Below are 16,139 nucleotides of genomic sequence, written 5' to 3'. Positions count from 1 at the left end.
AGCCCCGCAGCATAAAACTGCGGGGCTTTTTTTGTGCTTTAATAAACCTATTGTGGGTTTACGTTATATGCCGCCAATGTTGCCGCCATAACAATCTCTGAAACCGGCGCGCCAAGTGGGCAGATTTGTACAGATGCCTTAAGACCAGCAATCATTGGGCCAAGCACCATTGCCTCACCCAATACTTCAACCAATTTAGTTGCAATATGCGCAGAGTGAATAGCAGGCATAACCAATACGTTCGCAGGACCAGTAAGGCGTGAGAATGGGTAAAGTTTACGACCATCTTCTTCAAGTGCGACCTCTGGCGACATTTCACCTTCATATTCAAAGTCAATGTCATCACGGCCATCAAGAATGGCAACCGCATCGCGACATTTTGCCGAACGTTCACCCATTGGGCGGCCGAATGTAGAGAATGCAAGGAAGGCCACACGTGGTGTATAACCAAGACGTTTGGCAACACCCGCCGCCTGAACCGCGATTTGTGCCAAATCTTCGGCTTCTGGCATTTCGCAAACCGATGTATCGGCAATAAACAAAGTACGGTTTTTAGCAATAAGCATTGAAACGCCAATTGCGCGCTGCTTACGATTTACGTCAATCGCGCGTTTAACCTCGTTTAGGGATTGCGTACCAGTACGGGTTACACCAGTTACAAGACCGTCGGCATCACCCATTGCCAGCATACAAGCACCGAAAATGTTACGGTCATTATTAACCATGCGCTGACAATCACGCAACAAATAACCATTACGTTGCAAGCGTTTGTACAAGAATTCAGTATATTCAAGATTCTTATCGCTTAGTTTGGCATTATGAATCGCAATTTCATAATTTGGATCAATACCCAAAAGATTCATATTGCGTTTAATCAAATCTTCACGACCAATAAGAATGGCTTTACCAAGGTTAAGCTGTTGGAACTGGACCGCCGCACGAATAACCGCCGCATCTTCACCTTCACAGAATACGATGGTTTTTGGTTTCGCACGCACCGAGTTTTGTAAACCTTGTAAAAACGATGCCGATGGGTCAAGCCTTTGGGCAAGTGACGATTTATACGCATCCATATCTTCAATTGGTTTACGCGCCACACCAGAATCCATTGCCGCCTGTGCAACCGCCGGCGGAACATTGGAAATAAGACGCGGGTCAAAAGGTGTTGGAATAATATAATCGCGACCAAATTTAAGCTGACGACCATGATATGCCGCCATAACCTCGTCTGGAACATCTTCACGTGCCAATGCAGCAAGTGCTTTTGCGGCGGCAACCTTCATTTCCTCATTGATGGTGCGCGCACGAACATCCAAAGCACCACGGAAAATATATGGGAAGCCAAGAACGTTATTCACCTGATTATCATAATCAGAACGTCCGGTCGCGATAATTGCGTCATCACGAACTTCTTTGATTTCCTCTGGCGTAATTTCAGGATCAGGGTTCGCCATTGCAAAGATAATTGGATTTGGCGCCATTGATGCCACCATTTCCTTGGTAACCGCACCTTTTGCGGATAGACCCAAGAAAGCATCCGCACCCTGCATCGCTTCGGCAAGTGTACGTTTGTCAGTATTAATTGCGTGCGCAGATTTAAATTGATCCATACCAGAAGTACGACCGGCATAAACCACACCATCGCGGTCACAAACGATTACGTTTTCATGCTTTACGCCAAGGCTTTTAATTAGTGATATACAAGAAAGACCCGCTGCACCTGCACCAGAAACCGCAACTTTGATATCTTCTAAACGGCGACCAGTAACCTCACAGGCGTTAATAAGGCCAGCAGCAGCAATAATCGCAGTACCATGTTGGTCATCGTGGAAAACCGGAATATCGCACATTTCTTTAAGACGGCTTTCGATAATAAAACACTCCGGTGATTTAATATCTTCAAGATTTATGCCGCCAAAGGTGCAAGAAATATTTTTTACGGTTGAAATAAGTTGTTCGGGGTCAAGCGTATCAACCTCGATATCGATGGAATCAATATCGGCAAAACGTTTGAATAAAACTGATTTACCTTCCATAACTGGTTTTGATGCCAATGCACCAAGGTTGCCAAGGCCCAAAATCGCCGTGCCATTTGAAATAACCGCAACCATATTACCTTTTGAGGTATAATCATAAGACAGGTCTTTATCTTCAGCAATTTTTAAGACCGGCACTGCCACACCTGGCGAATAAGCAAGCGATAAATCACGCTGCGTAGCCATAGGTTTTGAAGGTGTGATAGATATTTTACCCGGCACCGGATATTTGTGAAAATCTAACGCTTCTTGATCCGTAAAGGATTTTTTTTCAGTTTCCATTATTTATGACCTGCCCAGTTATTGTCATGAATTTTTGAATTACCATAGCAGTAATTCAACCAATTGGTATCAGGCTTTAAGACGTTTGAAAACTAAAATCTACCCCTTTTGTTATTATACTAGGTCATAATTTTGCGGAAGCGTTTGCTTTTTACAGCTATCAGGCAATTTTTTTGCGCTGCAACATAACCTCAGGTGCTGCATCATCCGAAAGAATTGCAAGATCGCCCCATGAACGCGCCCATGTTGCAAGGGTCGGCAAAACAGGCTGACGAATTTCAAGGTCAATAAACAAATTGTCCATTTGTTTTACATCTTCGTCTTCAACAGCAATTTTTACAGAATCTGTGAACACATCAAAGTTTCTGGTTGCCCAAAAAACCATGTTTCTAAAATTACTGGCGTGACTAATGGCACCAATCACATAAAGGCCAGACAAAACATAAGACCAAATCTTTCCAGAGCGGCGCGCCGTTTTTTCAATGTATAATTTATGGCCGCCTTGGCGTAGGTATTCAATATAATGATATACGCAATATAATTGTTTTTGCTCTAAGGTTAGTATTGCGGTTTCACCTTTATGTGATGCAGCATAGTTTTCAATCCATGCCGTCATCTCTTTTAGTAGGGCTTCGGCATTTTCTGGTTCTGCTGATTTATCAAATGTGCTTTTACGAACCCAAATTTGGGTTTCGCCCAACCCCGTCCCGGAGTTTTCCATATTATCATTTGAATTTTCACTATGTCTTTTACCAAACGCCGTCAACATTTTGCCCCGTTTATAATTTGAACCTCAATTACCCTAATAATAATGGGATTATGTTGATAATAATTTACATATAAACAGCAAATCAGAGCCGATATATTTACCAAATATATAGCTTAACAATTTGATTATTTTGGATAAAATTTTATAATAACAGCTGGCATTAAAAGCCATAATAAGGGCGCAATTTAAATATATACAACAAAAGATGCAAAACTTATTGAAAATTTAGTTTTTGCACACAATATATAGGCATTATAATTATTTAAAGCTCTTAAGGTTTTTAAGAAAAGGGAAATGAAATGAGTGAATTTAACGAAGCCCAATATCGTAATCCGGCGGCATCGATGGATATGTCGGTTGACCAAGGACTTCGTAGCTTTATGCTTGGGGTCTATAATAAAATGGCGCTAGGGCTTTTGTGGTCTGCGGTGCTTGCATATGTTACCTCGGTTCCACCGATTGCCAACATGCTTTATGTTATTGATCCAAATTCTGGTGCTCTTGCTGGCTATACTGGTTTGGGTTGGGTTGTTGCATTTGCGCCATTAGTTGTAATCCTTGGCTCAAGCTTCATGATGAAAAACCCATCTAAAACTGGTGCAAACCTTTTATATTGGGGTATTGTTACATTAATTGGTGCCGGCCTTGGTGCATGGGTGCTTTTATATACTAGCAGCTCTTTGGCACTAACCTTCTTGGTAACTGCATCGGCATTTGGCGCACTTAGCTTGTTTGGCTATACCACCAAAAAAGACATGACTGGTTTTGGTTCATTCCTTATCATGGCGGTTTGGGGTCTTATCGCAGGCTTTTTGGTCAATATGTTCCTAAAAAGCGGCCCAATGGATTTAATCCTTTCTGGTGCAGGTGTTTTGATTTTCTCAGGCTTGATTGCTTTTGAAACCCAAAAATTGAAATATACCTATTACGCAATTGGCGGTGACGAAACCCAGCTTTCAGTTGCCACAAGCTATGGCGCATTAAACCTATATATTTCTTTCATTAACTTGTTCCAAATGCTTTTGCGTTTCTTGGGCGACAGAAGATAATATTGAATTAGATATAATAACGTGAAATAAGGGCGGTAATCACCGCCCTTTTTTGTTGAGATAATGGCAATAGAAACTGAAACCGAATTAGATGATTTTGAAGGGGAAGAAATTCTTGCCCCCGCTGAAACGCATCAAATTATTTCTGAAAGCGGTGATATCGGCACAAGGCTTGATAAGTTTTTGGCGGAAAAACTTCCGCTTTTGTCGCGTTCACGCATCAAACAATTGGTCGAAAAAGGCTTGGTATCAATTGGCGGGCGATTGGAAACCAATGTCTCCGCCAAAGTTAAAGCCGAGGGGCTAATATATGACATCAAAGTCCCTGCACCCACTCATTCGGAAACTGATCCAGAGCCTGAGAATATCCCGCTAAAAATCCTATTCGAAGATGCCCATGTTTTGGTGATTGATAAACCGGCGGGGTTATCTGTTCACCCTGCGCCCGGCAATTGGACGGGAACTTTGGTCAATGCCGTGCTATATCATTGTGGTGAGGATTTAAAGCAAATTGGTGCGATGGGTCGCCCAGGTATCGTGCATAGACTTGATAAAGATACATCGGGTGTGATGGTGGTTTGCAAATCTGCCCTTGCCATGACCTCTTTGGGTCATCAATTTCAAAAGCGCACCACCGACCGTCTTTATCATGCCTTTGTGGTTGGCGCGCCAAAATCCCCGTGGGGCAAAGATGGCTATATTAATGCCCGCCTTGCCCGCGATTCCAAAGATAGAAAACGCATGGCGGTTATTGATAATGATGCCACAATCGGGCGAAGTGCTGCAACCAATTACCGCACACTAAAAACCTTTGGGCGCGATAAAAATGGCAAACCAATTGCCAGCCTTATTGAATGTAAATTAGAAACCGGACGCACCCACCAAGTGCGGGTGCATATGAAACATATTGGCTGCGCACTTATTGGCGATTTGGTTTATGGTGATAATAATTCAGGGCGCAATCTTTTAAAAACAATGCCTGAAGAAGCACGCATTACCCGCCAAGCCCTTCATGCCAAAACCCTTGCCTTTACACATCCGGTTACGAGCGAAAGATTGAGTTTTGAGAGTGAATATCCGGAAGATATGGATGAGCTATATTCATTCGTAAAAAGCTTATAAATGAACAATTGAACCCAAAAACTGCACCGCGTTTTTGAAGGCATGAAATTTCGACACCCCATAAACACGAAAATCTGTAAACAAATCGGTTATGTTTAGTTCGCAATAATATGGCGTGGAAATGGTTTCGTCAGTGAGTTTATCATTATTTAAGCCAATTTTGAAAACACATTCATGAGGCAACTTTTTATTGTTTTGCGGCAGGAAAAAACCACTTCCCGATATTTGTGCGGTGCAATTTTCTATATCTGCCATTCTATCAATAAAATTGATAGCTTCGATTAGGCATGCCAAATAATCAATTTGGTGAATATGAAAATCGATTTCACCGCTATCGTCTTTTTGGGTAATTTTTAGTGCAGGAAAACCATTTTTTTTATATTCATCATTAAAGACGAAACTATAACTTACAAATTCGTTTTCACGCTCTTTATAATTTCCGCTTGCCTGAAAGGTTGTTTCTATCATTTTCCCACCCCTTGCAAACAAAACATAAACAACCTTAATGAGAAATCAATTAAAATAACCATTATTTTAAATTTATACTTGATGCGTATAGCATAAATTACACAAGAGCTTTTCAAGATATAATTCCTGCAATCACCATCATTACCCCCTAGTTTTTTGGCAATGCGGGACTATATTGTGGTTTGAACTTTCAAATAACAACGCAGAAACAAAAAATCCAAAAATGTCCGCACCAAATTCAAACGATCTTCCAAAACCTTCAAATCAAGTAAAAGAAACTCTTGCATTCCTTTGGCCTTATATCTGGCCAAAAGGGCGTTTTGATTTGCGGGTTCAGGTGGTTTTGGCAATTATCGCAATGGTTTTGGGCAAGGTCATTACGGTATTAATTCCATATACCTATAAATGGGCGACCAATTCATTCACCGCACCGCATTTGCCAAATTTGACATTCTGGCAATTATTGATGATTTCACCGATTATCATGGTTGTGGCGTATAATGTGGCACGTTTCATGTCGCAGGCATTAAATAACCTTCGTGATGCGCTTTTTGCCGCCGTAGGGCAACACGCGGTGCGTGGGCTTTCCAATCGTTCGTTTCAGCATTTGCATAATCTATCCCTCCGCTTTCACCTAAAGCGCCGTACCGGTGGATTATCTAGGGTTATTGAACGCGGTAAGGCCGGCATTGAAACCATTGTGCGCCTTGCGATGATGTTTGGCGTGCCAACCGTGCTTGAGGTGGTTTTAACCGCAATCATCCTCACCAATCAATTCTCAATTTGGTATGTGGTTGTTATCACGGTTACGGTTGTGGTTTATATCTGGTTCTCAATTTGGGCATCAAACCAACGGATTCAAATCCGCAAGGATATGAACGAGGCCGACACAGATTCTATGAGTAAGGCGGTCGACAGTTTGTTAAACTTTGAAACCGTGAAATATTTTAATAATGAGCAATTGGAAATTGACCGTTATAATCGCGCAACTGCGAAATATGAAACTGCGGCGATTAAAACCTATACTTCATTGGCGTGGTTAAACTTTGGTCAGGCGTTGATATTCTCTATCGGGATGTTGATTGTCATGCTTATGAGTGCGAATGAAGTTGTAAAAGGCAATCAGACCATCGGTCACTTTGTGATGATTAACGCCTTTATGATGCAGCTTGCAATGCCATTAAACTTTATTGGCACACTTTATCGCGAAATTGCGGTTGGCCTTATCGATATGGGTGCAATGTTTAGCCTTTTGGACGAAGCCAAAGAAGTTACCGACAAAGAAGATGCCAAAGACTTGGTTATCAATAAGGGTGAGATTACTTTTGACAATGTCAAATTCTCATATGATCCTGAACGTGAAATCCTAAAAGGTGTTTCTTTCCATGTTCCTGCCGGCAAAACCGTGGCGATTGTTGGCCCATCGGGTGCGGGTAAATCGACCATTTCACGCCTATTATATCGCTTTTATGATGTTAAGGATGGCGGCATTAAAATCGATGGGCAGGATTTGCGTGACGTAACCCAAAGCAGCCTTCGCAAAGTAATCGGTATGGTTCCCCAAGATACCGTTTTATTCAATGACACAATCAAATATAACATTGCCTATGGGCGCGTTGGGGCAAGTGATGAAGAAATTGAAATGGCGGCAAGCCGCGCACAAATTTCCGACTTTATCAATGCCCAACCACATGGTTATGATACCGAAGTTGGCGAACGTGGTTTAAAACTTTCGGGTGGTGAAAAACAGCGTGTTGCAATTGCCAGAACTATCTTAAAAGCACCACCGCTTTTGATTTTGGATGAGGCAACTTCGGCACTTGATACCCATACCGAACGCGAAATTCAGGCGGCATTGGATGAAGTTTCCAAAAACCGTACGACATTGGTTATTGCCCACCGGCTTTCAACCATTGTTAATGCCGATGAAATCATCGTCCTTAAAGATGGTGTAATTGCCGAACGTGGCAAGCACGACGATTTGATTGCCCAAAATGGCATCTATAAATCAATGTGGGAAAAACAAAAATCCGCATCAGAGGCCTTGGAAACTTTGGCGCAAATTGGTGATGATTAAATAAAATCATGATGCAAACAAAATCGGAAACCGCGCTTTTCGATTTTGTTTTCCGCTTTTCCAAAACCTTGAGTGAGCGCGAATGCGCGAGGGTGAGGTTTTGATTTATCAATGTGGGAAAAACAAAAATCTGCATCAGAGGCCTTGGAAACTTTGGCACAAATTGGTGATGATTAATTTTCACCAATTAATGACAATGCAAATTCACGCAAACTTGCCCCATCTAATGATGGATTTACAAGGCGCAAATTTGTAAAACCAATATAAGCGGAATAAAGAATTTGCGCATTACGTGCGGCATCTTTTTGCGCCATTCCCGTTGCCTGAAAAATTGATTTCAATGTTTCAATACGCAAATTATCAATGAATTGAATTCGAATACGGGCATTCTCATCACGACTTGCCCATTCACGAATCGCAAGTTTAATTTTTGTGCCGCCAAGCTCATCATCTGGCTCTTTGATTGCCTCATTAACGATGAATAATAATGCCTCTTTTGGGGTTTGGAATTTTTCCGAATTATTGATTATCGCTTCGGTTCCAATCGTCTGATAAAAGTCCAGCATTGCGGTTTTAAAATCATTTAAGTCTTTGAAATCCCAATAAAATCCGCCTTTGGTAACACCGATGTCACGTGCGATTGCTTCGACCCTTATCGCCCCCTCACCGCCTTTTGCAAGCGCACGAAAACCACCCTTTATCCACTTTATTTTTCTTAATTCTGACTTATCCATCAAAAAAATATACGCCATCGTATTTACATTGGCAAATATTTAAAATATACGCTATCGTATATTATTGGGATATTGGATATGAATTGGTATTTTTTAATTGCGGCGGCATTATCATTTTTAACGGCATTTGTTCACGCCTATTTCGGCGGACGGGAAGTTGACGCAATTATCCAAACATCAAAAAACCTTGGCATTGATATACGCACCATAAGCCAGATTGTATGGCATTCCGTAACGGTATCATTCATCATGATGGGCGGATTTTGCCTTAAATATAGCTTTTCGGTCGCCAATAAAGACCTTATAATTTATTTACTAATCCAAATATTGGCATTTAGTGCGCTTTTTATTTTTTATAACCTAACAAAATTTGGCGATATTTTGCATTATATTCAATGGGTTATATTTCTAACAATTGGTGCATTTATTTTATTGGGTTATAGAAATGCTTTATCTTAAAATTGCTGGTATATTGAATTTCATTGCCGCCGCACTTCATGTGGCTGTAATTATTGGCGGTGAAAAATGGTATCGTTTCTTTGGTGCCGGTGAAGGAATGGCGCGCATGGCCAAGGCCGGCATGGCATATCCCACAATAATAACCACCTTTATAGCAATGATTTTATTTATCTGGGGTTTGTATGCGTGGTCTGCCGCAGGAATTTTTTATAAATTACCACTTATAAAGCCTGCATTATTTGCAATATCTGCAATATATCTTATTCGTGGCGGATTGATTTTTTTATTGCCATTCTTCCCAAGCCAGCAAACAGCATTCAATTTTTGGTCTAGCCTTGTGGTTTTAATTTATGGAATTGTCCATTTATTGGGAACATTTGAATATACCAAAATGTAAAAAAGGCCTGTGATTGCACAAGCCTTTTAAATCATATTTTATAATAAAAATTACGCCGCGCGGGTCAAACCTGTTTTAGTAGGGTCAACAGTATAAAGACCACGGGCATTTTGAACTGGTTTAAATACATCGGTAATGCCCAATGTAGTTTCCGCAGCCCCCATTAACAAATAACCTGGTGGTTCAACTTGGGTTGCCATACGGTCAAGGATACGTTTTTTAGTTGGCGCATCAAAGTAAATCAAAACGTTGCGGCAAAAAATAACGTCAAAGCGACCCAAAGCGCGGAAATCGTCAAGCAAATTCATCGAACGATAGCGAACAGCAGAACGAACTTGATCAGAAATTTTCCAATTTTCGCCTTCTTTTTTGAAGTGTTTCATCAAATATTGAACCGGCAAGCCACGTTGCACTTCAAATTGGGTGTAAATACCTGCTTTTGCCTTCTCCAGACAACGTTCAGAAATATCGGTGCCAAGAATTTCCACTTTGCAGCCACCCATTTTGTGGCCCAAGCTATCAACCAACATGGCGATTGAATATGGTTCTTGACCAGTTGATGCAGCAGCACACCAAATTTTAATCGGCGCACCACGTTTTTTGGCAACTAAATCAGGAATAATAACGTTTTCCAACAATTCGAAAGGTGTTTTATCGCGGAAAAAGAAGGTTTCATTGGTTGTCATTGCATCAACAACCGCATCAACCAACGGGCTATGCGTTCTTAAACGAAGGCTTGAAACCAAATCATCAAGAGAAGGAATACCTTCTTTGCGCGCAACTGGTCCGAGACGGCTTTCAACCAAATAGGCTTTATCAGGTGTAAGAACCAATCCTGATCTTTCCCTAACTAGTTTTGCAACAAAGTCGAAATCGGCGGGCTTCATACACTTACTCCACGAATTATATTTATTATTGTTGGCGCGATTTCATCGATTGGTTTTACATATGACGCAAGACCAGCTTGCGCAACTGCACCAGGCATACCCCAAACCACAGAGGTTGGTTCATCTTGGGCAACAACCATCGCACCTTTTTCTGTCATTATTTTTGAGCCGTCACGACCATCATGCCCCATTCCTGTAAGAATGACTGCCAATGCCCTATCGCCATAAACAGTCGAAGCTGAACGGAATAGTGGATCCACCGCAGGACGGCAAAAGTTTTCCGGTGGATCTTCGTTTAATATAGTTTTTACAACGCCATTTACGCGGCTGATAATCATATGCTTACCGCCCGGCGCCAAATGAAATACACCCGGGGTAGCAGGCATATTATGTTCGGCCTCAATGACTTTTGCACCAGTTTGTTTGCTAAGGTGTTCAGCCAAAATTTTGGTGAATAATACCGGCATATGCTGGGTCATAAATATTGGAACATTAATTTTTCCAGCAAGACCTTTTACAACAACACGCAAAGCCTCTGGTCCGCCGGTTGACGAGCCAATAAACAATGCCTCAATACGTGCATTATGCTTTGGTGCCTTTAAAACAACGCTATTATTATTTTGTTGCGCAGGCACAAAACGTGGTGCAGCTGTTTCTTGTCTTACACTGGTTTGTGTTGGGGTAAATGCCTCACGGCGCTTACCTAATCCACGTAATTTTGCGAATAAATCACGCTTATATTCATCAGCACCCGCAATCCGACCTGCATCAGGTTTTGGTATATAATCTGTTGCACCTAATGTAAGTGCCTTGATTGTAACCTCTGCACCCGCTTTAGTAAGGGTAGAGGCCATAATCACCTTTACCCCAGGAACTGCCTTTAACAATTCAGGCAATGCGGTAATGCCGTCCATTTGCGGCATTTCGATATCAAGGATAATGATATCTGGCTGGAAAGTTCTCGCACGGTTAATACCGTCAAGACCATTTACGCCATAGCCAACAACTTCAAAGTCGCTTTCGGCTTCAATCCAACGCCCTACGAGACCACGAATAACCGCACTATCGTCGATTATCATGACCTTGATGCGCCGATTTGGCATATTGGTGGGTCTGGCGGCAGTAAAACTCATTATATCAAACCAACTTCCGCAAATTTTGACTGCACAATTTCGCTGTCAAATGGCTTCATAATATATTCGTTTGCACCGGCTTCCATTGCTTCAACAATCGAAGACATATCGTTTTCTGTCGTGCAGAAAACAACAACAGGCGCTTCGCCACCAGGGCTTGAACGTAATTCACGAAGGAAATCAATGCCGTTCATTACAGGCATATTCCAATCAAGAAGCACCGCATCGGGCATTTCTTGCTGGCATTTTCTTAATGCAGCCTGACCATCCTCTGCTTCGTTTACTTGGAAATCCATATCTTCAAGTATACGGCGGGCAACTTTACGGATAACCCTACTATCATCTACTACTAAGCAACTTTTCATATTCTACCCCTTTGACCCCAAATTCTAGTTACTTTGGACAAGCAACTTTTCAATATCTATGGTCATAAGTAATTTACCCTCAAGACGGTAAATACCACGTGAAATATTTTTCCACTTTGCATCCATATTAATTGGATTAGCTTCAAATTCACTGTCTTTAAGTCTTAGGACTTCGCCAACGCTATCAACAAGAACACCATAAGATTCACCCTTATGCTCCACGCCGACCGCCATTACACCGGCATAGCCGTTTTCACGTGGCGGCAAGCCCAAGATAACACGTGCATCAATCGCCGTAACAATTCTACCGCGCAGGTTTAGAACACCGGCGATTTCTTTACGTGCACCCGGAACAGGCGTTAATTCACTAAGGGCAAAGACGTCATGGATTTCTTTAACCCCAACCCCAAGAATTTGATCACCAACATGGACGGTTACAAATTCTTGCGTGCCAAAATCAGAAACTACCATATCTTCGGATTTCAAAGCGGTCGCGTTCATATTCATAATTCCTTTAGGCTGCTAACCCTTTTTTGGTTGCATATTCAATTGTTGAAATTAGGCCATAACGGTCAGATTTTCTTACCAATGCGGCAAATTCCTGTGCATCAGCTTCGGATGAACCAGATAGCGCAACCACAGGCGCGCCAGCAGTTCTTTCGTCTTCTAGCAAGCGAAGGGCAGAGCTTCTGTCTTCGTCGATATCAGCAAGGATTGCAGTTGGTTTTTGATATTCAGCACATACAAGGGCCGCAGAAACAGTATCCACAGCTTCAACATTGTAACCAGCAGCTTTTAGAAGTGGGCTTAAAAGATTGCGGAAGAACGGATTGCGCTCAACCAAAACAATATTTTTAGGTTCTTCTTTTTTAACTGGTTTATCCCAATCGGTAATTGCATTTGACAAGTGGTAACCAACATCAAGGATTTCAGTTGCGCGTCCTTTGATAACGGCCACACCAAGCATACCACCTTTATCAGTTGCCATTTCGATATCGAGTTTTTCTTCAACGATGTCGAGAATTTCATCAACTGCAAGGCCAATTGCATGGTCATTATGTGTAAATACCAATATAGGCTGATTGCCGCTTGTTTTGATATTTGTGTATGGGTCTGCTGGAACAATCGGCATAAGGCTGCCACGGTATTGAACCAATGTTTTTCCATCAGATTGTTCAAAGGTTGAAACATCAAGATCTTCAAGACGAGTAACCACACCAAGTGGAACTGCTTTTGGCTCTTCGCCACCGGCACGGAAGATAATAAGTGATTCAGTATCGTCTTTTTTGGCTTCTTGTTTAACTGATTTCTGACGTGCATCTGCCTCTTCAGAAGTATGCTCTTCGGTTTCGCCAACCGCACGGGCAATCGATTGAGGGTCAATAATCATAATAACTGAACCATCACCAAGAATTGTTGCGCCAGAGAATGCTTTTACATCTGAAACCGCACTTGAAAGTGGTTTCACCACAATCTCTTCGGTATCGAACACTTCATCAACAACAATACCGAACATAATGCCCGCTTGCTGCATCACCACAACAAATTGCGTTGAGTTATTGTCTTTAATATCCGCTTCAGCCCCATCAATGCTTAATGCACCACTTAGTGACATAAGCGGTAATAGTCTGTCGCGAAGGCGAAGAACGCGGGCTTTGTTAAGGGTTTCGACTTTGTGCTCTGATGAACCGCCAGCCGATACCAATTCAACCACGCTAAGCTGTGGAATTGCGAAACGTTGTCCTTTTGCACCCACAACAAGCGCTGAAACAATCGCAAGAGTAAGTGGGATTTTGATAAAGAATTTTGTGCCTTTACCTTCTGTCGATTGAAGGTCAACCTCACCACCGATAAGTTTGATATTGGTGCGAACCACGTCCATACCAACACCACGACCAGAAAGGTTTGTAACCACTTGTGCAGTTGAGAAACCAGGCGCGAAAATAAAGCGGTGGATTTGCGCATCTGGCATTGTCCACGCTTGTTCTTCACTTACAAGGCCATTCTTAATTGCTTTATCACGAATGCGTGCAGTATTAAGACCCGCACCATCATCAGACAATTCGATTACGATATGTCCGCCTTCATGATAGGCATTCAGTTTAATCGTACCGGTTTCATTTTTACCAACAGCCGCACGATCAGCAGGTTTTTCAATCGCATGGTCGCAAGAGTTGCGGATCATGTGAGTTAGTGGGTCTTTAATTAACTCAAGAACCTGACGGTCAAGCTCGGTTGCTTCACCTTCTAGAACCAAATCAATCTTTTTGCCCAAATCACGCGCTGCATCGCGAACGATACGTGGTAGTTTTTTCCACGCAGAGCCAACAGGCTGCATACGGGTTTTCATTACGCTATCTTGCAACTCACCAGTTACAGAAGACAATCTTTGAAGTGGTGCTTTGAATTCTGAATTTGAATTATTACGCACCATTTGCATTAATTGGTTACGTGTAAGCACAAGTTCTGAAACCATTGTCATAAGGTTTTCAAGAACATCAACATTCACGCGGATTGTTTGCGCACTTACGCCGCCGCCTTTGCTTGCGCCGTCTTCATCCTCATCGCGCGCCGCAGCACGACGTTCAGTACCACCACGACGATCTTCAGGATTACGAGGAATTGGCGCAGCAGCTTCAACAACTTCTGCCTTTGCCGGAATTTCTTCAACATCCGCAGCCATAAATGCAGCTTCTAGTTCGGCAAGCGATACTTCACCTGGTTTCAAGAAACGACCAAGGTCTTTATCCCATTTATTGCCATTTTCATCGACAGGGATTGCATCAGCATTGTCAGGGGCAGCAACTGGTTCAGGCTCTGCCTTAACTTCAACCTTCGCTTCAACAGGTTTTGCATCAACCTTACCTTCTGCGGCACGTTCTAATGCACCGATAAGCGCGCTGTCATCACCTTCTGGCTCTTGTCCAGTAGTTTCAAGGTCTGCGAGAATTTCTTTGATGCGGTCAATTGATTCAAGTACCAATTGCACTGAATCTGGTGTTGCGTCTATTGTTCCGTCACGAAACTTACCTAATAAAGTTTCACCTGCGTGTGCAACAAACTGAAGTCGTGGCAACCCAAGGAACCCACAAGTTCCTTTGATGGTATGAACCAAACGAAAGATATTATTTAATGTTTCACTATCGGTTGGATCCGACTCAAACTGCACTAATTGCGTATCAACAGTTTCCAAAAATTCGTTGGTCTCTGTTAAGAATTCGGCGAGTAACTCATCCATATTTGAAATTCCTACTTAAAGTAGCACAATCCCTTGTTTTATGCTCTTAAAGACTATTCTTGCCTCAAGTCCGTTAAAGACATACTAACGCGACAGAAAAAATCTTAGTTAAATGCAGCATTTTTGATGCAATATGCGTTAAAAAATAATTTTCTTTAGCAAATTCTAATTTGCACTTTGAAAATCATTGTTTTCAAGTTTTACTGATGGGTAATATAACCGCCTTGAAGCCTTCATTATGGTTTTAAGAAGAATGCTTGTGCGGCTTGTCGTGCAAATAATAGCGTTAATGATTTTCGCCTTGCTGCTGATAATTTATTTAAGTTTGATTCGCGTAAAACAATGCCGCCGTATTTATCGGCAATTATTAATCCAGTATTTTCCGGTAAAATTTCTTTGGGAAAGTTATTATTAACGGCAAAATAAAATTTATCGCAATAATCAATATATTCATGCCATTTAATATCGACCCGAAAATCCTCGATTGAGGATTTAACCTCGATAATAATAATTTCGCCTTTTTCATTTATTCCGCAAATATCGGCACGACGACCGATTTTTAAACGAAACTCCAAAAACGGCATATAGCCCATATCGAATAATAGCCGACTTGCGCCGCTTGTAACGTCTGTCGTTATTCCATTGCGTAATTCAGATGTGGGATTTATTGGCATATTTGCTTATAGGCGTTATTTTAATTTTGACAAAGCCTTTGCCACAAGGCGTTTATCATCAACAATTGCCCTTGTATGGGTTCCAAAGCCAATCTCCCCGCCACTATCATATGCTTTGACTTCAAATTTATATAGCTTTCCATCCATTCCTATAAATATTGCCTCTGCCCGCACGATATCGGAAACTGGTGTGGGGGAAATATGCTTTATATTAACATCGACCCCGACCGAAAGTTCACCTAGCTTTAAAAAGGGGGCAAGGATTTTTGCCGATGCCTGCTCCATTAATGCAACCATTCGTGCAGTAGCCATAACATTTGGGAATTGCTCATCAGGGCTTAAAGATAATGCAGATGCGCAATCCATTGCACGAACCTGACTTTTTATGACACCCCTAAGGCCCGCTGATAATTCCATTATATTCTCCCCTAATTTTTATAGTTTTGCTT

16 protein-coding genes are annotated in these 16,139 nt (G+C 41.9%); 5 read left to right on the top strand and 11 right to left on the bottom strand.

Going from position 1 to position 16,139, the window contains the following annotated elements; all coding sequences use genetic code 11:
• Positions 1-47 precede the first annotated feature (47 nt).
• Positions 48-2,318 (bottom strand): NADP-dependent malic enzyme, encoded by a 2,271-nt coding sequence (locus KXV15_RS09240; RefSeq protein WP_240007902.1) that lies wholly within the window; start codon positions 2,316-2,318, stop codon positions 48-50.
• Between the two features lie 160 nt (positions 2,319-2,478).
• Positions 2,479-3,039: a DMP19 family protein gene (locus tag KXV15_RS09235; RefSeq protein ID WP_240007901.1), complete on the bottom strand. Its 561-nt coding sequence runs from the start codon at positions 3,037-3,039 to the stop codon at positions 2,479-2,481.
• A gap of 347 nt (positions 3,040-3,386) precedes the next feature.
• On the opposite strand from KXV15_RS09235, the gene KXV15_RS09230 reads away from it, so the two are divergent.
• Both KXV15_RS09230 and KXV15_RS09225 read left to right on the top strand, forming a co-directional pair.
• Entirely contained in the window at positions 3,387-4,136 is a 750-nt protein-coding gene (locus tag KXV15_RS09230; RefSeq protein ID WP_240007900.1) for a Bax inhibitor-1/YccA family protein, read from the top strand.
• A gap of 63 nt (positions 4,137-4,199) precedes the next feature.
• On the top strand, positions 4,200-5,258 hold the full coding sequence (locus KXV15_RS09225; protein ID WP_240007899.1) for an RluA family pseudouridine synthase: 1,059 nt from the start codon (positions 4,200-4,202) through the stop codon (positions 5,256-5,258).
• Here the strand turns inward: KXV15_RS09225 and KXV15_RS09220 are convergent.
• Positions 5,253-5,726: a hypothetical protein gene (locus tag KXV15_RS09220; protein ID WP_240007898.1), complete on the bottom strand. Its 474-nt coding sequence runs from the start codon at positions 5,724-5,726 to the stop codon at positions 5,253-5,255. The two genes, KXV15_RS09225 and KXV15_RS09220, sit on opposite strands and share 6 nt — an antisense overlap.
• A 223-nt stretch (positions 5,727-5,949) precedes the next feature.
• On the opposite strand from KXV15_RS09220, the gene KXV15_RS09215 reads away from it, so the two are divergent.
• Positions 5,950-7,803, top strand: a complete 1,854-nt coding sequence (locus KXV15_RS09215; protein ID WP_240007897.1) for an ABCB family ABC transporter ATP-binding protein/permease — start codon at positions 5,950-5,952, stop codon at positions 7,801-7,803.
• Positions 7,804-7,976: 173 nt separating this feature from the next.
• Here the strand turns inward: KXV15_RS09215 and KXV15_RS09210 are convergent, their stop codons facing one another.
• Positions 7,977-8,537: a TetR/AcrR family transcriptional regulator gene (locus KXV15_RS09210; RefSeq protein ID WP_240007896.1), complete on the bottom strand. Its 561-nt coding sequence runs from the start codon at positions 8,535-8,537 to the stop codon at positions 7,977-7,979.
• A gap of 78 nt (positions 8,538-8,615) precedes the next feature.
• On the opposite strand from KXV15_RS09210, the gene KXV15_RS09205 reads away from it, so the two are divergent.
• Together KXV15_RS09205 and KXV15_RS09200 are read left to right on the top strand one after the other, a co-directional pair.
• Positions 8,616-8,996: a hypothetical protein gene (locus KXV15_RS09205; RefSeq protein WP_240007895.1), complete on the top strand. Its 381-nt coding sequence runs from the start codon at positions 8,616-8,618 to the stop codon at positions 8,994-8,996.
• Positions 8,983-9,393: a hypothetical protein gene (locus KXV15_RS09200; protein WP_240007894.1), complete on the top strand. Its 411-nt coding sequence runs from the start codon at positions 8,983-8,985 to the stop codon at positions 9,391-9,393. Before KXV15_RS09205 ends, KXV15_RS09200 begins: the two co-directional genes overlap by 14 nt.
• 50 nt (positions 9,394-9,443) lie before the next feature.
• Here the strand turns inward: KXV15_RS09200 and KXV15_RS09195 are convergent, their stop codons facing one another.
• The 7 genes from KXV15_RS09195 to KXV15_RS09165 form a co-directional block, all read right to left on the bottom strand.
• Positions 9,444-10,280 (bottom strand): CheR family methyltransferase, encoded by an 837-nt coding sequence (locus KXV15_RS09195; RefSeq protein WP_240007893.1) that lies wholly within the window; start codon positions 10,278-10,280, stop codon positions 9,444-9,446.
• Complete coding sequence (locus KXV15_RS09190; RefSeq protein ID WP_240007892.1) at positions 10,277-11,413, bottom strand: protein-glutamate methylesterase/protein-glutamine glutaminase; 1,137 nt, start codon at positions 11,411-11,413, stop codon at positions 10,277-10,279. The genes KXV15_RS09195 and KXV15_RS09190 overlap by 4 nt, the downstream gene beginning before the upstream one ends.
• Complete coding sequence (locus KXV15_RS09185) at positions 11,413-11,778, bottom strand: response regulator (protein WP_240007891.1); 366 nt, start codon at positions 11,776-11,778, stop codon at positions 11,413-11,415. The genes KXV15_RS09190 and KXV15_RS09185 overlap by 1 nt, the downstream gene beginning before the upstream one ends.
• A 24-nt stretch (positions 11,779-11,802) precedes the next feature.
• Positions 11,803-12,285 carry a chemotaxis protein CheW gene (locus KXV15_RS09180; protein ID WP_240007890.1) on the bottom strand — a complete coding sequence of 161 codons (483 nt, stop codon included), beginning with the start codon at positions 12,283-12,285 and terminating at the stop codon, positions 11,803-11,805.
• A gap of 7 nt (positions 12,286-12,292) precedes the next feature.
• Complete coding sequence (locus KXV15_RS09175) at positions 12,293-15,016, bottom strand: hybrid sensor histidine kinase/response regulator (protein ID WP_240007889.1); 2,724 nt, start codon at positions 15,014-15,016, stop codon at positions 12,293-12,295.
• A gap of 236 nt (positions 15,017-15,252) precedes the next feature.
• Positions 15,253-15,690 carry an MmcB family DNA repair protein gene (locus tag KXV15_RS09170; protein WP_240007888.1) on the bottom strand — a complete coding sequence of 146 codons (438 nt, stop codon included), beginning with the start codon at positions 15,688-15,690 and terminating at the stop codon, positions 15,253-15,255.
• Between the two features lie 15 nt (positions 15,691-15,705).
• Positions 15,706-16,107 (bottom strand): thioesterase family protein, encoded by a 402-nt coding sequence (locus KXV15_RS09165; RefSeq protein WP_240007887.1) that lies wholly within the window; start codon positions 16,105-16,107, stop codon positions 15,706-15,708.
• Positions 16,108-16,139 lie beyond the last annotated feature (32 nt).

Source organism: Pseudaquidulcibacter saccharophilus, from assembly GCF_019455445.1.
GTDB lineage: Bacteria > Pseudomonadota > Alphaproteobacteria > Caulobacterales > Aquidulcibacteraceae > Pseudaquidulcibacter > Pseudaquidulcibacter saccharophilus.
The sequence above is the reverse complement of the archived record's forward strand: the minus strand, read 5'-3'. Positions and strand labels throughout refer to the sequence as shown.

Bases quoted from the DNA above. Each gene is read 5' to 3' on its own strand.
- KXV15_RS09215 (WP_240007897.1), top strand. From the start codon at position 5,950: ATGTCCGCACCAAATTCAAACGATCTTCCAAAACCTTCAAATCAAGTA.
- KXV15_RS09195 (WP_240007893.1), bottom strand. From the start codon at position 10,280: ATGAAGCCCGCCGATTTCGACTTTGTTGCAAAACTAGTTAGGGAAAGA.
- KXV15_RS09205 (WP_240007895.1), top strand. From the start codon at position 8,616: ATGAATTGGTATTTTTTAATTGCGGCGGCATTATCATTTTTAACGGCA.
- KXV15_RS09190 (WP_240007892.1), bottom strand. From the start codon at position 11,413: ATGAGTTTTACTGCCGCCAGACCCACCAATATGCCAAATCGGCGCATC.
- KXV15_RS09210 (WP_240007896.1), bottom strand. From the start codon at position 8,537: ATGGATAAGTCAGAATTAAGAAAAATAAAGTGGATAAAGGGTGGTTTT.
- KXV15_RS09185 (WP_240007891.1), bottom strand. From the start codon at position 11,778: ATGAAAAGTTGCTTAGTAGTAGATGATAGTAGGGTTATCCGTAAAGTT.
- KXV15_RS09165 (WP_240007887.1), bottom strand. From the start codon at position 16,107: ATGGAATTATCAGCGGGCCTTAGGGGTGTCATAAAAAGTCAGGTTCGT.
- KXV15_RS09235 (WP_240007901.1), bottom strand. From the start codon at position 3,039: ATGGAAAACTCCGGGACGGGGTTGGGCGAAACCCAAATTTGGGTTCGT.
- KXV15_RS09180 (WP_240007890.1), bottom strand. From the start codon at position 12,285: ATGAATATGAACGCGACCGCTTTGAAATCCGAAGATATGGTAGTTTCT.
- KXV15_RS09240 (WP_240007902.1), bottom strand. From the start codon at position 2,318: ATGGAAACTGAAAAAAAATCCTTTACGGATCAAGAAGCGTTAGATTTT.
- KXV15_RS09225 (WP_240007899.1), top strand. From the start codon at position 4,200: ATGGCAATAGAAACTGAAACCGAATTAGATGATTTTGAAGGGGAAGAA.
- KXV15_RS09175 (WP_240007889.1), bottom strand. From the start codon at position 15,016: ATGGATGAGTTACTCGCCGAATTCTTAACAGAGACCAACGAATTTTTG.
- KXV15_RS09220 (WP_240007898.1), bottom strand. From the start codon at position 5,726: ATGATAGAAACAACCTTTCAGGCAAGCGGAAATTATAAAGAGCGTGAA.
- KXV15_RS09230 (WP_240007900.1), top strand. From the start codon at position 3,387: ATGAGTGAATTTAACGAAGCCCAATATCGTAATCCGGCGGCATCGATG.
- KXV15_RS09200 (WP_240007894.1), top strand. From the start codon at position 8,983: ATGCTTTATCTTAAAATTGCTGGTATATTGAATTTCATTGCCGCCGCA.
- KXV15_RS09170 (WP_240007888.1), bottom strand. From the start codon at position 15,690: ATGCCAATAAATCCCACATCTGAATTACGCAATGGAATAACGACAGAC.